The sequence below is a fragment of the Bradyrhizobium sp. OAE829 genome (assembly GCF_040546575.1).
Taxonomy (GTDB): domain Bacteria; phylum Pseudomonadota; class Alphaproteobacteria; order Rhizobiales; family Xanthobacteraceae; genus Bradyrhizobium.
Map to the genome: position 1 here is coordinate 3,522,096 of NZ_JBEPOE010000001.1, position 15,559 is coordinate 3,537,654.

The window sequence follows — 15,559 nt, forward strand, 5'->3', positions numbered from 1 at the left end:
GCAGGGCGGCGCGGTCCTGCCATATACGAAGGAAACTGCGATGCACGCCCATATCGTCCTCGCCCACCCCGAGCCGCAATCCTACAACGCGCATCTGGCAACGACGGCACGCCACGCACTCGAAGCGCAGGGATGGAGCGTCAGCATCTCCGACCTGTATCAGTTGGACTTCGACCCCTGCGAACGGGCCTCTCACTACGTCGAGCGCATCGCGCCGCAACGGTTTGACGTCCAGTCCGAGCAACGGAACGCCTCCGGCGGCGGAACCATCCCTGCGGATGTGGCGAGCGAGATTGCGCTGCTCGAAAAGGCCGATCTCGTTATCCTGCAGTATCCGATGTGGTGGCATCTGCCGCCGGCCATCCTGAAGGGCTGGATGGACCGCGTCTTCATCTATGGCGACGTCTACACGAGCAAGCAGCGCTTCGAGCATGGCCGCTTCGTCGGCAGGCGGGCCATGATCTCGGTCACCGTGGGTACCAGCGAGGCAACCTACGCGCATAACGGACGCAGCGGCGATATCGACCTGCTGTTGTGGCCAATCAATTTTTCATTGGCCTATGTCGGTTTCGAGGTTCTCAATCATTTCGTCGCCTACGGCGTCGAGGCCGGACTACGTTATTCGGATTCGGCGACCGTGGACGCGCGCCTGAACAAGATCACGACGGACTGGTCTTCCCTGCTTCATAACCTCGACAGCATCCCGTCCATCCCCTTCAACAAGATGGCGCATTGGGGTGCTGACGGCCTCATCACGCCGGATAGTCCGGTTTATTCCCCGTTTATCCGTCGAACGAAGACGCTTGAGCTCGAATAGCGCGGCTTAAGAAGTGCGGTAGGGCGGATTGGAGCCGAAGGCGTAATCCGCCACTCTAGAAGCACACAACGGCGGATTACGGCTTCGCCTCCAATCCGCCCTACGCCCGCTGGCTTATTCGCTGCAGAACAGCCGTTTGAAATCGGCGCCACCCGGGTGCAGGCTCGCGTAGGCGGCGATCTCTTCGTCGCTGACATGAATCTGGAGCGGCTCACCGCGGGTGATGGCGGCGATCGCAGCCCTCGCTGCCTCGTCGCTCGCGCCTTGGGCACGCGCAGCGACGTAGGCCTTGCGGGCAGCGACGGTACGCACTTCGGCGAATGCCGCCGGCGGCTGCAGCCCTGCGAAGCGTGTGTGCATCAGTTGATCAACCGGCCGTCCGACGAGCTTGCGGACATCCGGATCAGGATGGTCGCCGACCGGCTGCACGAGGAAGGCGTCCAGTGCCGTCATGTAGCTCGCGACCCGCAGGTATCCGGCGAGATGCGACAATGGCGGATGCCGCGGCGCGAGGACGTCGGCAAATGCCGGGTCCGAAGCGGTTGCGTTGGCGAGGTAGCAGCGCCAGTGCTTGTGCGGCGGGAGTCCGGAATACACGATGCCCGCCCAGATCGCGCGCAACGCGGCCGGATCAATCTTGACCAGGGTGCGCCGCACGTCCCCTTGATTTGACTTGAGCCTGATGCGGGCACCGCCGTCAGCCGCCGACTCCGCCGTCCAGGCCGGCGCCGCGGAATGCAGGACCAGTCGGCGGCCCTCACGCTCGGGCACAACAGTCCATTCGGACGTGGTCGAGACCGCGAGGTTGCGGATATGGGGATCCATTTGCGGCGTATCGATCGGGTCGGTCGCGGCGGTACGCTCTCGCATCTGCAGACGATTGCCGTCGAGCGTAAGGCGGGCACGTCCGGCGAGGGGTGCATCGCTGCAAGCGCTGGCGCCGAGTTGCGCGCAAATGACGGCGCCGGTCGGCTGAAACTTCATGATGCGGCTCTCGGCCACGCCGTCCTCGCCAATGACGAGAAGCTCCTCCATCGACACGACCGTGTCGCCGCGGATCAACGCGGGGAAGGTATCGTCAACGGAAATCCACCAGCCGACGAGATCGCGCGCTTCGAAAGCTGCCGCCGTTCTGCCGGCGGACCCGAACGCGACGGCAAGCGTCAGCGCTGTCGCAACCAGCCTAGACAAGACGGGGCCCCCAGGGACAACGCGCATATGAAGTCCTCCGTCCTGAGCGGATTCCGCTTCCTCCAGCACCGCGTCTTGGCCGCGGCAAACCGCCTGTTGGAAATCAATTGCCGCTACGCATGTCCTTGGGCCGATCAGGGCCAGGCGGCCCGGTGATCTTCAGCAATATCCAGGTGGCGAGGCAGGCGCCGACGACCGAGCCAACGGAACGAAACAGGTAAATCTGATCGGTGCCGGATGCGAGCCACCGTCCCGCGAAATCACCGAGGACCCCTCCCACCGGAATGAACACAAGCCAAAGTGCAAAGCGCCAAACCGGTTTGTTCAGCACGGTGATCGTTCCTCGACCGCCTTCGCCAATCCCGACTTCTCCGGCGCCATACGATTCCAGGAAATGGAGCCGGCGTACCACGGATGCGGGCTCCTCAGCCCGCGGATTGCACGCTACCACGCCGTTGCAGGAAAACGTGAAGGTTTTCGGATGCCGGCCCGCATGGGCAGAGCGATGCGCGGGGATGGGCCAACCAATTCCCGGATGTCGCTTACGTTGGCGAACCGGGCGGGTAGAAGGTCCCACCGACCTGTCACGCCACGGCCTGCCGCTCGCTCTCGGGAAGGACCTGCAGCAATAGTTCGCCGAACGGCACGGGCTTGCTGAAGAGATATCCCTGGCCCAGGGCAATTCCGAGCGCGCGGATCTTTTCGACCTGTTCGGATGTCTCGACGCCTTCGGCGACGATCGAAAGGTTCAACGTCTTCGCAAGCTGGACGATCGATCCGAGGACGGCAACGGTCTCGGCGCGGCCGATCCTGTCGATGAACGACTTGTCGATCTTGACCTTGTTGAACGGAAAAGCGGTCAGATAGGACAGTGACGAATAGCCGACGCCGAAATCATCGAGCGCGATGGAAACGCCAAGCCGCTTCAGGCGTTCGAGCGTCTTGAGATTTTCCTGGCTGTCGGCCAGAAAGACGCTCTCGGTGATCTCGAGCTCCAGCCGTGTCTCGGCGAGTCCGCTGTCTGCCAGCGCGGCCATGACGGAATCGACGAGATTGCCGCCCGCAAATTGCAGAGCCGAGAGGTTGACGGCAACCTTGATATCGTCCGGCAGCATCACGGCATGGCGACACGCCTTGGCGAGCACCAGATCGCCGAGCTCGCCGATCAATCCCCCCTGTTCCGCAACCGGAATGAATTCAGCGGGAGGGATCAGGCCCCTGGTCTTGTGGCGCCAGCGCGCCAGGGCCTCGACCGACGTCGCGCGGCCCGTGGAGAGCTCGAATATGGGCTGATAGAACACCTCGATCTCTTCGCGCCAGATTGCCTCGCGAAGCTCGATTTCAAGGATGTCGCGCTGGTCGGCTTCGGCCTTGAGCTCCGGCGAGTAGAGATGGAAACCATTTCGACCGGCATTCTTCGACTTGTAGAGCGCAAGATCGGCATTGCGAAGAATTTCATCGACGCGCGTGCCATGCTCGGGCACCACGGCGACACCGATGCTGCATCCGATCACGACCGGATGGCCGTCTATTTCATAGGGTTCGGCAATGGCCTTGACCAGGCGCGCGGCAAGTGTTGCGGCGTCGTCCTGCAGCGCGGACGAGCCCGGCGCCACGATCAGCGCAAACTCGTCGCCGCCGATCCGGGCCGCCGTATCGACGGTCCGGGCCTGCGCCTTGATCCGGCCAGCGACCTGCTTGAGAAGCGCATCGCCGCAGTGGTGGCCGAGCGCGTCGTTGACGGACTTGAACTTGTCGAGATCCAGCAGGAGCACGGCGAACGGCGCATGGTGCAGAAGATACTTGTCCAGCGCTTCGTCAAGGCAGCCCTTGAACAGGTTGCGATTCGCAAGGCCGGTCAGGCTGTCATAGTGCGCCAGCCTCTCGATGCGGTCCTCGGAAGCCTTGCGTTCGGTGATGTCTTCATGCGTCGCAACCCAGCCACCGCTCTCGCGCCGTCCATAGGAAATATGGATGACGCGCCCGTCCGGAAACTGCACCGTGTTCGAGGTGTTTTCCGATTTGGCGAGCCGGTCCTTGAGGTCAACCAGATAGGCGTCGAGATCACGCACCGCCTCCTGGTGTGCAAACACCTCGCGGAAGTTCATGCCGACCCTGATGTTGTCAGGCGAAAGCTCATAGGCATCGAGCCATTGCCGGTTGAACGCGATCAGGCGATCCTCGCCATCGAACATGCTCAACCCCTGCGGAAGGTTTCGCAGCGCGTCCTCGAATTTGCTCAGGGAGTCGCGCAATTCGCGCTGTGCCGCGTCGAGCGCCTTCTGTCTTCGCCAGTGCAGCGCGGTCGCCATCAGGATGATGAAAGTGAGCAGAAGCGAGCCACCGAGATAGATTTTCTGCCTGGCTTGAGAGCGCGAATAGATCTCCTGCTCCGAAAGGCCGGCGGTAAAGATCAGCGGAAAAACGCGCGATCGGCGCGCGGTGATCAACCGGTTGCTCCGGTTCGCGCGGCCTTCGCTCCCGCTCCAGTTCCAATATTGGCTATAGGCGCTGTCCCGTAACGCGCCTTCGACGTGGCCGGGATTGCGCTGTCCCAGCACCGTGCTCTGGTCTATTCCCCGCGCGGCGAGCACGATGTAGTCGGCATTTCTGAGAACGAGGGTTCCGCCGACACCGAGCTTTGCGGTGTCGTAGAACCTGCCGACCAGGTCCACACTGATCGAGCCGACGACGACGCCCGCCGGACCCTTGCCGTGGTCGGACAGCTTTCTTGCGATCTGGATGGTCCATTTGTTCGACGCCCGCCCGAACACCGGCTTTGCGACATAGAGCCGATCTTCGGCCAGCTCCATTACCTTAACGAAGTGCTCCCGGTCCCCGAGATACAGCGGCGGGCCGGAGTAGCCGGTCGTCGTATCGGACAAATAGCCGTCCGGTCCGATCAGCGAGAACTGCACCACGTCGCCGCTCGCCATCTGCGCCTTACCGGCCCAGAATTTCAGGCTGAAGGCGGCGGGGTCCTGTGCGTAAAGCGCACGCACGACCAGCAGTGACTGATCTACCCGTTCGAATATCCGCTCGGTATTTTCCTCAAACAGTTGAGCGACACTGTTTCCGTGCGCCCGCGCCTGTTGCAGCGCCTCCGTCCGTTCCGAAGACGTGATCGCGAAGTAGCCGATCCACACCAGCGGCAAAAAGAACAGCGCGATTTGCAGCGGGGCATTTCGCAGGATTCCTTTTGCGGCCTTGCGGAGCAATCTGCGGGCATGAATCACAGCACGCAATCCCGCGCGATCCGGAAACCCACGGTTGCGCTCTCAGAGCATAGCAACGCCTTCAAATATGACATCGACTATCTTCGCCTGAACCGCCCGAGTTCCGCATGGCCGCGGGCCGGGCACCGCCGAGATCTTGCAATCCCCGAACGTAGCGTCGGCAGCCTTAAGCTTTGGTGTTCGGACAAGCTTAATGTTTATTTCAAAAACCCCGTAACATCACTGAGATAGCCGCGATCCTGCGGCGCGCAGGGGCGGGATCGAACCATCCGGCTTCGCCCGAACGGGCTACGCCGGGACAAGCCCTTGCTCGGCGACTTCTTCGGGATGCGGCGATACTGAGATTGATGGTGCCCAGGGGCGGGATCGAACCACCGACACTGCGATTTTCAGTCGCATGCTCTACCAACTGAGCTACCTGGGCACTGCGGGGCGAAAACGGCCCGGAGCGGGCGGTTTATAGTGGGGCGAGAGGGCCGTGTCCACCCGCCTTCGCCTTCGGCTACGGCGCGGCAGGCCCGCTTGGGAGTTATCCGCCAAATTGTTGGGGAATAAGCGGTATTTGGTGTCGGGGGATATGGTTTCTGGGCCAGTCGGCGGCGACGAACTCGGCTGCGCCCCCTCTCCCGCTTGCGGGGGAGGGTTGGGGTGGGGGTGTTGCCGCAAGTCAGACTGTTCGTGTGGAGAGAGCCCCCACCCACCTCGCTTTGCTCGGCACCCTCCCCCGCAAGCGGGAGAGGGAAGGATCGCCCCTACTCCTCGTCTTCTGCCTCATTCTCTTTGCCGGGGATGACGTAGCGGCCGGAGAGCCAGCGGTTCAGGTCGACGTCGCGGCAGCGCGGGGAACAGAACGGCAGGGTTTTGGGGTTTTCGGCGGGCTTGCCGCATTCCGGGCAAGGCTTCGATGAAGGCTTCGATGCCGGTTTCGACACGCCCGATCCGGCCTGGCCGGCATCCTTGCCCGTTTCCTGGCCCGTATCTTTGGGCGGGTCAGCTGGCATTCAACCAGCCGAAGCGGATCGGAAAACCTTCGCCGCCCAGCAGCGTGACCGTTTCATAGAGCGGCAGGCCGACGATGTTGGTGTAGGAGCCGACCATCTTGACCACGAACGATCCAGCGATGCCCTGCACCGCATAGCCGCCGGCTTTGCCGCGCCATTCGCCGGAGCCGATATAGGCCTGGATGTCGTCCTCGTTGAGCCGCTTGAAGCGCACGCGGGTCTCGATCAGGCGTTGGCGAAAGGCTTCCTTCGGCGTCACCAGGCAGATCGCCGTGTAGACGCGATGGTTGCGGCCCGACAGCAGCCGCAGGCACTGCGAGGCTTCGTCGACCAGGTTCGCCTTCGGCAGGATGCGGCGGCCGACCGCGACCACGGTGTCGGCGGCGAGGATGAAGGAACCGCGCAGCTCGTCATCGAGCTGCACGGATTTCAGCGCAGCATCCGCCTTGGCGCGCGCCAGGCGGTTGGCGCAGGCGCGCGGCAGCTCGCCCCGCTTCGGGGTCTCGTCGACGTCAGCGGGACGCAGCGCGTCGGGCTCGATGCCGGCCTGGTTGAGCAGGCTGAGCCGTCGCGGCGAACCGGAGGCAAGAACGAATTTGGGACGGCCAAGCATGCTGATTTTTGGGAGGCGGAGGAATCGAGGGGCGAATGCGCGCGGAACCTATCGGAAGGGCGTGGTTTTCACAACCGGGTGGCAAGTGGTTGTTGCTGCGTAGAAAAATCTCGCGTCGCCCCTGCGAACGCAGGGGCCCATAACCACCGGCGGTTACGGCTGGAAAGGAAGTTGCCACAGCCATCACTCCAAATCACACCCGCCGCGGCGTATGGGTCCCTGCGTTCGCAGGGACGACACCGAGGGTGGTTCACCCGCTCGCCGCGCCCACCTTCGAAAATCGCCGGCGGATGCGCAGCGAGAGGCCGTCGCAGACGTCGCGATAGGCTTGCAGCTTCTGCTCGCGGCTGCCTTCGGTGTCGGTCGGATCCGGCGTCGGCCAGTATTCGACATCGGCGGCCAGCGTGTGCGTCAGCGCCAGCGCCTTGTGATGCGCTTCGGGCGACAGCGTGATGATGAGGTCGAAATTGAGCCCTTCCCAATCCTCGAGTTCCTCGAACGTCTGCGGCTTGTGGCCCGAAATATCCTGGCCGAGTTCGGCCATCACCGCGACCGCGAACGGATCGAGCTCGCCCTTCTTGACGCCGGCGGACTTCACATAGAGCGCCTGCGGAAACATTTGCTGCAGCAGGCTTTCGGCCATCGGCGAACGCACGCTGTTCAGGCCGCATGAGAACAATACGGCCTGCGGATTGCGCGCGCGGGACGGCGCGTCCATGCGGTCAGTCTTCTCTTGTTCGGGGCGCGAGCCTCTCCGAAAGTCGGATCCCGCGCTTTATTTGACGCATGACCTCAGGACAAACGAAGGCGTTTGTCCGAGAAAACCGCTTCGCACTTTTCGGGGTCATGCGTCCTGCCCCTTCCAGTGCAGCACGCAGATCAGCGTGAACAGCCGCCGCGCGGTTTCGAAATCGACGCGTACCTTGCCCTTCAGCCGCTCCTGCAGCGTGCGCGAGCCCTCGTCATGGATGCCGCGGCGGCCCATGTCGATGGCCTCGATCTTGTCGGTCGTCGCGGTCCGGATCGCCTGGTAGTAGCTGTCGCAGATCATGAAATAGTCCTTCACGATCCGCCGGAACGGCGTCAGCGACAGCAGATGCGCCACCACGGGCGTGCCGTCCTCGCGGCGGATGTCGAACATCAGCCGGTTGCCGGTGATCGCAAGGTGCAGCGTGAACGGGCCGCTCTCCGCCCCGTCAGGCGCGAACAGGTTCTGCTCGATCAGGTCGTAGATCGCGATCGCGCGCTCGTGCTCGATGTCAGGCCCGGAACGCCCGATCGATTCCTCGTCCAGCGTCACCGCGACAATGCGGTTCTGCGGGTCTTCCTCTGCGGGCGGCTTGGTCATGACAGGTTGAGGCGCAATCCGATCGAGCGTGAATGGGCATCGAGACCTTCGGCCTTGCCCAGGGTCATCGCGGCGGGTCCCAGCGCGCGCAACTGGTCCGGCCCGCATTTGAGAATCGAGGTGCGCTTCATGAAGTCTAGCACGCCGAGGCCCGACGAGAACCGCGCCGAGCGCGCGGTCGGCAGCACGTGGTTGGAGCCGCCGACATAGTCGCCAATCGCCTCGGGCGTATGGGCCCCCAGGAAGATCGCGCCGGCGTTGCGGACCTTTGCCGACAGCGCTTCGGCGTCCGCGGTCATGATTTCCAAATGCTCGGCGGCGATGGCGTTCGCCAACTCCACGGCGTCGTCGAGCTTTTTCACCATGATGATGGCGCCGAAATCCTGCCACGAGGCGCGCGCGATTTCCGCGCGCGGCAGGGTGACGAGCTGCGCTTCCACCGCCAGTTCGACCTCGGCGGCGAGACGTTCGCTGTCGGTGATCAGGATCGACTGCGCGCTGGCATCGTGTTCGGCCTGCGCCAAAAGATCAGCCGCGATCCAGCCGGCATTGCCGGTGTCGTCGGCGATGACGAGCACTTCGGAGGGGCCGGCGATCATGTCGATGCCGACCTTGCCGAACACCTGCCGCTTGGCGGCGGCGACATAGGCGTTGCCGGGGCCGACGATCTTTGCCACCGGCGCGATCGTGGCGGTGCCGTAGGCGAGCGCGGCCACGGCCTGCGCGCCACCGACGCGGTAGATTTCCGAAACGCCGCCGAGCTCAGCTGCCGCCAGCACCAGCGGGTTGAGCTTGCCGTCCGGCGACGGCACCACCATCACCACGCGCGGCACACCGGCCACCGCGGCCGGCACCGCATTCATCAGCACCGAGGACGGATACGCCGCCGTGCCGCCGGGCACGTAGAGGCCGACCGCGTCGATCGCGCTCCAGCGCCAGCCGAGCTCGACGCCGAGCGCATCGGTGAAGCGCTCGTCCTTGGGCAGTTGGCGGCGATGGAACATCTCGATCCGGTCGCGCGCGAATTTCAGCGCTTCCAGCGTGGCGCTGTCGCAGGCTTTGGTCGCGGCCGCGATCTCACCAGCGGTGACGCGCAGGCCGCTGGCTGCGATATCCAGCCGGTCGAATTTGCGGGTCGCTTCGAGCAGGGCGGCGTCGCCGCGCGCGGCCACGTCATCGACAATGGCGCGGGTCGCCCGCTCGACATCGGCGGATGCTTCGCGCTTGGCGCCGAGAAAGGCGCCAAAGCGCTGGTCGAAATCGGCGCTGCTTCTGTCCAGGCGAATGGGCATGGTGGCTTTCTGTGGAGGCTTGCGGGCCTATGCTCAATGGCGCGGCGGCCAAGGGCCGTCAACCCTTTGAGTCCGCCCTGGCAGGATGGTTCAAAGGGGGCAAGCCCAAAACCCCGTCGTCCCGGCGAAGGAGGGGCCTTTCAGGCCTCCTGCCCGGACGGCGCGATGCCGATATCGCTGCTGCCGAGGTCGTCGGCGCCGAGGTCGGTCAGCCCGCATTCCAGGCATTCGACGTCCAGCCGCAGCGCCCCGCCATGGCTGAACAGCAGCAAGGCGCTGCCGCCGGGGGCTTCGCCGGGGTGAAATTCGATCCCGACCAGTTCCAGCACGGCGTCCGGCGCATCCAGGTCGATATTGCGCGACTTGCAGGCCAGCACCCGGTCGAAGCGCAATGCTGCGATCGTCCGCCGCGGGGTGGTGCCGCCGGACAGCGTCTGCTCCCAGTCGAGCCTGAACATGCCGACCACCAGGCGTTTTTCGTCCTGTCGCCAGACGATGTCGGAAGCCTGCACACGGGCATCCTGGACATGCGCCGAGATCACCGAGAGATCATCGGCGTCGAGCGCGATCAGTTTGAGCTGTTCAGGCGAACCCATGCGCCAACTTTACCTTTAATTTGTGCGTAGCCTAGCCGCAAAACCGGTTCCCATCCCCGGATCAAGTCCGAAGACATGCTTTTGCCGGATACACGTCAGTCGCTGATGCGCTGGATCGAGGCGCCGCAGGCCGACAGTTTTTCCTCCAGCCGCTCAAAACCGCGGTCGAGATGATAGATCCGGTTGACCATGGTCTCGCCTTCGGCGGCAAGGGCGGCGATGACCAGCGACACCGACGCGCGCAGATCGGTCGCCATGACCGGCGCGCCGCGCAAGCTCGCGGTGCCGTCAATGGTAGCGGTTTCGCCGTCGAGCGAAATTTTCGCGCCGAACCGCGCCAGCTCCTGCACATGCATGAAGCGGTTTTCGAAAATGGTTTCGGTGATCTGCGAGGAGCCGCCGGCGCAGGCCATCAGCGCCATCAGCTGCGCCTGCAGATCGGTCGGGAAGCCCGGGAACGGCGCGGTCGACACGTTGACCGGCTTGATCCCCGCACCGTTGCGGGAAACTTTTATGCCGTCCTTGTTGACGGTGATGACGGCGCCCGCTTCGGTCAGCACGTCGAGCGCCGATTGCAGCAGCTCCGGCCGTGCGCCGGCCAGCTGCACCTCGCCGCCGGTCATCGCCACCGCCATCGCATAGGTGCCGGTCTCGATGCGGTCGGGCAGCACGGTATGCCGCGCGCCGTGCAGTTTTTCGACGCCCTCGACCACGATGCGCGGCGTGCCGGCGCCGGTGATCCGCGCGCCCATCTTGTTCAGGCAATCGGCGACGTCTGATATCTCGGGCTCGCAGGCCGCGTTGTCGATGATGGTCGTGCCTCTGGCCAGCGTCGCCGCCATCAGCGCGACGTGGGTGCCGCTGACTGTCACCTTGGGGAAATCGATCGACGCGCCGCGCAGGCCGCCGGGCGCTTTGGCGACCACATAGCCGGCGTCGATGGTGATCTCGGCCCCGAGTTTCTCCAGCGCCATGATCAGCAGGTCGACCGGCCGCGTGCCGATCGCGCAGCCGCCCGGCAGCGAGACCTTCGCCTCGTGCATCCGCGCCAAGAGCGGCGCGATCACCCAAAAACTGGCGCGCATCCGTGACACCAGTTCGTAAGGCGCGGTCGTATCGATGACATCAGCCGCCGAAATATGCAGGGTCTGTCCCTGATATTCGCGGTCACCGGGCCGCTTGCCCGCGGACATGATATCGACGCCGTGATTGCCGAGGATACGCTGCAGCTGCGCGACGTCGGCGAGCCGCGGCACGTTGTCGAGAACAAGGGTTTCTTCGGTGAGCAGCCCCGCGATCATCAGCGGCAGCGCGGCATTCTTCGCGCCAGAAATCGCGATGGTGCCGTTGAGCGGGCTTCCGCCGACAATCCGAATGCGGTCCATGCCACCCCCCCTTTTGCTATGTAGAACGTATGGGGGCCGCGAAACCCCAATGGCAAAAGCCTTGAAATTTGCGGCTATTTGATGGGGTTGCACGATTCCAGGCCGGTTAGACCGCTGTATTCTGAGTTGCTATGGTGAGTCAGCAACACGGAGCATTGGCTGTCACGACAGTTCGGCTCCCGGCCTGCCACCAACACGGAGCCTCCTGTGAAAATCAGCGCGCGCAACCAGCTCAAGGGCACCATCACCGACATCGTCAAGGGCGCGACCACGTCGCATGTCCGGATCGACATCGGCGGCGGCGTCACCGTCACCGCGTCGATCACCAATGAAGCGGTCGACGATCTCAAGCTGGCCAAGGGTAAGGCCGCGACGGCCGTGATCAAGGCCAGCGACGTGATGGTGGGTGTCGATTGATCGACCGCCGCACGCTGCTCGCAGGCCTGTCGGCCGCGGCCCTGATCGGGCCGCGCCGCGCATTCGCGGCTACCGTGAGGGATGCTGCGGGACGCGCGGTGCCAATCCCGGCAAAAGTTGCGCGCGTGTTTCCCGCCGGGCCGCCGGCGGCGATACTGCTTTATACGCTGGCGCCGGAATTGCTGATCGGCTGGCCGCGCGCCAACCGGGCTGAAGAATGCGCCTACATGCTGCCGGATATCTGCGCCCGGCCGGAAGTCGGCCGCATCACCGGCCGCGGCAACACCGCCAATCTCGAAACCGTGCTGGCCGCCAAGCCCGATCTCATCCTGGACGTCGGATCGACCAGCGCCACCTTCGTATCGCTGGCGGAAAAGGTGCAGGAGCAGACCGGCATTCCCTACGCGTTGCTGGACGGCCGCTTCGCCGGCATCGCCGGTACCTATCGCACGCTCGGCGAACTGATCGGACGAGTCGAGGATGCCGAGAAACTCGCGCGCTATGCCGAAGACACGCTGAAGACCATCCTCGATCGCATCGCGCCGATCGCAGCAGGCGAACGCCCAAAAGTCTATTACGCGCGCGGGCCGCGCGGGCTCTCGACCGGCATCGGCGGCTCGATCAACGTCGAGACCATCGAGATGCTCGGCCGCAACGTCGCGGGCGGAACGCAGGGAGGGCTCGCCAATGTCTCGATCGAACAGGTCCTGGTGTGGAATCCCGATGTGATCGTAACCATCGACCAGGAGTTCGCCGCCAATGTGCGGAGCGATCCGGCCTGGGCGTCGGTCAAAGCCGTGCGCGACAACCGCGTGCACCTGTCGCCGAAAATGCCGTTCGGCTGGGTGGATTTTCCGCCCTCGGTCAATCGCCTGATCGGGCTGTGGTGGCTCGCCAAGCTGCTTTACCCCGAGCGCTTTCCGGAAGACCTGCGCGCGCTGACATCAGATTTCTATTCCCGCTTCTATCATGTCACCCCGACGGCGGCGCAAATCGACCATGTACTTGCGGGCCGGGATTGATAGCCTTGTCCGCATGAACAATGCCCGATCGGCCGTGCCCGGATTTGCGATCGCGATAGCGGTGCTGATCGCGGGCCTGCTGCTCGCGCTCACCGTCGGCCGCTATCCGGTAGGGCTTGGCGATCTCCTCAGCGTGCTCTACGCGAAGCTGGCCGGGCACCGCGCCGACGTTCATCCCGCGGTCGAAAGCGTCATTTTCCAGGTGCGCGGGCCGCGCGTGATCGCGGCGATGCTGGTGGGTGCGGCGCTCGCGGTGGCCGGTACCGCGTTTCAGGGGTTGTTTCGCAATCCGCTGGTCTCGCCGGACATTCTCGGCGCATCGTCGGGCGCGGCGCTTGGCGCCGTAGTCGGCATCTATCTCTCGCTTGGCATCTTCGCGATCCAGGCCGTCGCATTCGTGGGCGGGCTGATCGCGGTCGCGATCGTCTATGTGATCGGGGCTGCGGTGCGCTCGCGCGATCCGATCCTGGTGCTGGTGCTCACCGGCGTCGTGGTCGGCTCGCTGTTCGGCGCCGGCGTCGGCCTCGTGAAATATCTCGCCGACCCCTACAACCAGCTTCCGGCCATGACGTTCTGGCTGCTCGGCAGCCTGTCGGCGACCGGCATTGCCGATCTGCTGCCGCTGTTCGGCCCGGTCGCGCTCGGCACCGCTGTGCTGGTCGCGCTGCGCTGGCGCATGAACGTGATGTCGCTTCCGGAGGAAGAGGCGCGCGCGCTCGGCGTCGCCACTGGGCCGTTGCGCATTGCCATCGTCGCGGCGGCGACCCTCGTCACCTCGGCCAGCGTCGCTACCGCCGGAATCATCGGCTGGGTCGGCCTCGTCGTGCCGCATCTGGCGCGATCTTTGGTGGGACCCGATTTCGCGCGGCTGTTGCCGGCAGCGGCAATTCTCGGCGGCGGCTATCTGCTGCTGATCGACACGCTGGCGCGCACCATGGCGCAGGTCGAAATTCCGCTCGGCATCCTCACCGCCGTGATCGGCACGCCGTTCTTCATCTGGCTGCTCGCCAGCGTGCAAAAGAACTGGTCATGATCCTCGAGGGCGACAAACTCACGATCGGCTATCCGGACCGCGTGGTCGGCACCTCGCTCGATGTCCGGATGGAGACCGGCGAAGTGCTGGCGCTGCTCGGACCCAATGGCGGCGGCAAGACCACGCTCTTGAAAACCCTGCTCGGACTATTGCCGCCGAAAGCGGGCGAGGTGCGGCTCGACGGCGCTGACCTGTCGTCCCGCTCGATCCGCGAACGCGCGCGCCTGATCGCCTATGTGCCGCAGACCCACGTCGCGACATTTGCGTTCGCGGTGGAAGCCGTGGTGCTGATGGGCCGTACCGCGCATGGCGATCTGTTCGCGCGGCCGACGGCAAGGGATCGCGTGGTCGCGGCCACCATGCTCGACCGGCTCGGGATCGCAGCGCTGGCGAACCGGCCCTACACCATGATCTCCGGTGGCGAGCGACAACTGGTGCTGCTGGCGCGGGCGCTGGCGCAGGAACCGCAATTCATCGTGCTGGACGAGCCGACCGCCAATCTCGACTTCGGCAACCAGGGCAAGGTGATGCGCGAGATCCGCGCGCTGGCCGCTTCCGGCCTTGGCGTGCTGTTCACCACCCACGATCCCAACCACGCGCTGCGCGCTGCCGACCGCGCCTACCTGCTGCGCGGCGGTGAGCGCATTGCAGAAGGACCGACAAAGGAGATTTTGACGCAGGCGCGGCTGGAAGCGCTTTACGGCGCGCCGGTGCGGGTGATTGCGGATGCGAGCGGGACGGCGTTTGTGCCGGGGTGATCGATAGGGGCATCTTATAGCGGGGGCCTCGTCCTTCGAGACGGCGCTTCGCGCCTTCTCCAGCGATGAGCTTACGCTCACGCGGGGATGAGGAACTCCTCTTTCCCTCATGGTGAGGAGCGCGGCTTCGCGCGTCTCGAACCATGCAGCCCGTGAACGTGCGACGATGCACATTCGTCAGACCGCGTTGATATCCTCGCTCTCCAGCACCGGCTTCGGATAGCCATCGCGTGCGACCTTGATCATGGCGCGGCCGAGTTGTTCGCTTGTTGTCATGAACTTCGGCGAGGTGCGGGCGAGATACGACAGCAGCGGTGCGGCGACGACATAGATCGCGTTCACCCAGCCTGTCTTCGAGCGCACGCCGTGCAGCGGCTGGATCCCGGCGGGCCGGAACATGTAGGCGGCCTTGAACGGCAGCTTGAGCAGATCGTTCTCGGTCTTGCCTTTAACGCGCGCCCAGCGCACCGGGCCCTGTTCGGTTGAATCCGTGCTGCGGCCGGTGACGTAGGTGAACACCATGCCGGGGTTGAGCCGAACCAGCGTGTTCGCCGCGGCCATCGTGACGTCATAGGTCAGATGCCGGTAGCGCTCGGCGTCCATGCCGACCGAGGAAACGCCGAGGCAGAAGAAACAGGCGTCGTATCCGGTGAGATCGGACTCGATTGCGGAGAAGTTCGTGAAGTCTTTGTGCAAGACTTCACGAAGCTTGGCGTGCTTTTGCCCGGTCGGGCTGCGCCCGACCACCAGCACGCGCTCGACACCGGCGTCGAGCAGGCATTCGCGCAGCACGCCCTGCCCAACCATGCCGGTGGCGCCGAACAGAATGACCTTCATGTCAGGGTGAGCC

Annotated in this window: 16 protein-coding genes and 1 tRNA gene; 5 read left to right on the top strand and 12 right to left on the bottom strand. The window is 64.5% G+C overall.

Going from position 1 to position 15,559, the window contains the following annotated elements; translation table 11 throughout:
• The first annotated feature begins 40 nt into the window (after positions 1–40).
• The gene (locus tag ABIE49_RS17230) at positions 41–817 is read left to right on the top strand and encodes an NAD(P)H-dependent oxidoreductase (RefSeq protein WP_192735324.1); all 777 of its coding nucleotides are present in this window, start codon (positions 41–43) and stop codon (positions 815–817) included.
• 114 nt (positions 818–931) lie between these two features.
• Here the strand turns inward: ABIE49_RS17230 and ABIE49_RS17235 are convergent, their stop codons facing one another.
• The 11 genes from ABIE49_RS17235 to murA form a co-directional block, all read right to left on the bottom strand.
• Positions 932–2,008, bottom strand: a complete 1,077-nt coding sequence (locus ABIE49_RS17235) for a hypothetical protein (protein ID WP_192735325.1) — start codon at positions 2,006–2,008, stop codon at positions 932–934.
• 103 nt (positions 2,009–2,111) lie between these two features.
• Positions 2,112–2,339, bottom strand: coding sequence for a hypothetical protein (locus tag ABIE49_RS17240; protein ID WP_354066854.1), 228 nt, complete (start codon positions 2,337–2,339; stop codon positions 2,112–2,114).
• 253 nt (positions 2,340–2,592) lie between these two features.
• Positions 2,593–5,244: a bifunctional diguanylate cyclase/phosphodiesterase gene (locus tag ABIE49_RS17245; protein ID WP_354066855.1), complete on the bottom strand. Its 2,652-nt coding sequence runs from the start codon at positions 5,242–5,244 to the stop codon at positions 2,593–2,595.
• 348 nt (positions 5,245–5,592) lie between these two features.
• Positions 5,593–5,668 (bottom strand) — tRNA-Phe (locus tag ABIE49_RS17250).
• A 328-nt stretch (positions 5,669–5,996) separates the two neighbouring features.
• Entirely contained in the window at positions 5,997–6,245 is a 249-nt protein-coding gene (gene yacG, locus ABIE49_RS17255; protein ID WP_192735328.1) for a DNA gyrase inhibitor YacG, read from the bottom strand.
• A complete protein-coding gene (locus ABIE49_RS17260) occupies positions 6,235–6,858 on the bottom strand; it encodes a Maf-like protein (RefSeq protein WP_192735329.1) in 624 nt (207 codons plus the stop codon). The genes yacG and ABIE49_RS17260 overlap by 11 nt, the downstream gene beginning before the upstream one ends.
• 250 nt (positions 6,859–7,108) lie before the next feature.
• Positions 7,109–7,576, bottom strand: a complete 468-nt coding sequence (locus ABIE49_RS17265) for an arsenate-mycothiol transferase ArsC (RefSeq protein WP_192735330.1) — start codon at positions 7,574–7,576, stop codon at positions 7,109–7,111.
• A gap of 126 nt (positions 7,577–7,702) precedes the next feature.
• Entirely contained in the window at positions 7,703–8,206 is a 504-nt protein-coding gene (locus ABIE49_RS17270) for a UPF0262 family protein (protein WP_192735331.1), read from the bottom strand.
• Positions 8,203–9,498 (bottom strand): histidinol dehydrogenase, encoded by a 1,296-nt coding sequence (hisD, locus tag ABIE49_RS17275; RefSeq protein WP_192735332.1) that lies wholly within the window; start codon positions 9,496–9,498, stop codon positions 8,203–8,205. Before hisD ends, ABIE49_RS17270 begins: the two co-directional genes overlap by 4 nt.
• A gap of 140 nt (positions 9,499–9,638) precedes the next feature.
• Positions 9,639–10,094: a DUF2948 family protein gene (locus ABIE49_RS17280; protein ID WP_192735333.1), complete on the bottom strand. Its 456-nt coding sequence runs from the start codon at positions 10,092–10,094 to the stop codon at positions 9,639–9,641.
• A gap of 95 nt (positions 10,095–10,189) precedes the next feature.
• Complete coding sequence (murA, locus tag ABIE49_RS17285) at positions 10,190–11,479, bottom strand: UDP-N-acetylglucosamine 1-carboxyvinyltransferase (protein WP_192735334.1); 1,290 nt, start codon at positions 11,477–11,479, stop codon at positions 10,190–10,192.
• 207 nt (positions 11,480–11,686) lie between these two features.
• On the opposite strand from murA, the gene ABIE49_RS17290 reads away from it, so the two are divergent.
• From ABIE49_RS17290 to ABIE49_RS17305, 4 genes are read left to right on the top strand one after another with little or no spacing between them, the layout of a single operon-like run.
• Positions 11,687–11,896 (top strand): TOBE domain-containing protein, encoded by a 210-nt coding sequence (locus ABIE49_RS17290; RefSeq protein WP_192735335.1) that lies wholly within the window; start codon positions 11,687–11,689, stop codon positions 11,894–11,896.
• Positions 11,893–12,918, top strand: a complete 1,026-nt coding sequence (locus ABIE49_RS17295; RefSeq protein WP_192735336.1) for an iron ABC transporter substrate-binding protein — start codon at positions 11,893–11,895, stop codon at positions 12,916–12,918. The genes ABIE49_RS17290 and ABIE49_RS17295 overlap by 4 nt, the downstream gene beginning before the upstream one ends.
• 13 nt (positions 12,919–12,931) lie before the next feature.
• Positions 12,932–13,951, top strand: coding sequence for a FecCD family ABC transporter permease (locus ABIE49_RS17300; protein WP_192735337.1), 1,020 nt, complete (start codon positions 12,932–12,934; stop codon positions 13,949–13,951).
• A complete protein-coding gene (locus ABIE49_RS17305) occupies positions 13,948–14,709 on the top strand; it encodes an ABC transporter ATP-binding protein (protein ID WP_192735338.1) in 762 nt (253 codons plus the stop codon). The genes ABIE49_RS17300 and ABIE49_RS17305 overlap by 4 nt, the downstream gene beginning before the upstream one ends.
• Before the next feature lie 177 nt (positions 14,710–14,886).
• Here ABIE49_RS17305 and ABIE49_RS17310 read toward each other — a convergent pair whose 3' ends face one another.
• Positions 14,887–15,546, bottom strand: a complete 660-nt coding sequence (locus ABIE49_RS17310) for an NAD-dependent epimerase/dehydratase family protein (RefSeq protein ID WP_192735339.1) — start codon at positions 15,544–15,546, stop codon at positions 14,887–14,889.
• Between the last annotated feature and the right edge of the window lie 13 nt (positions 15,547–15,559).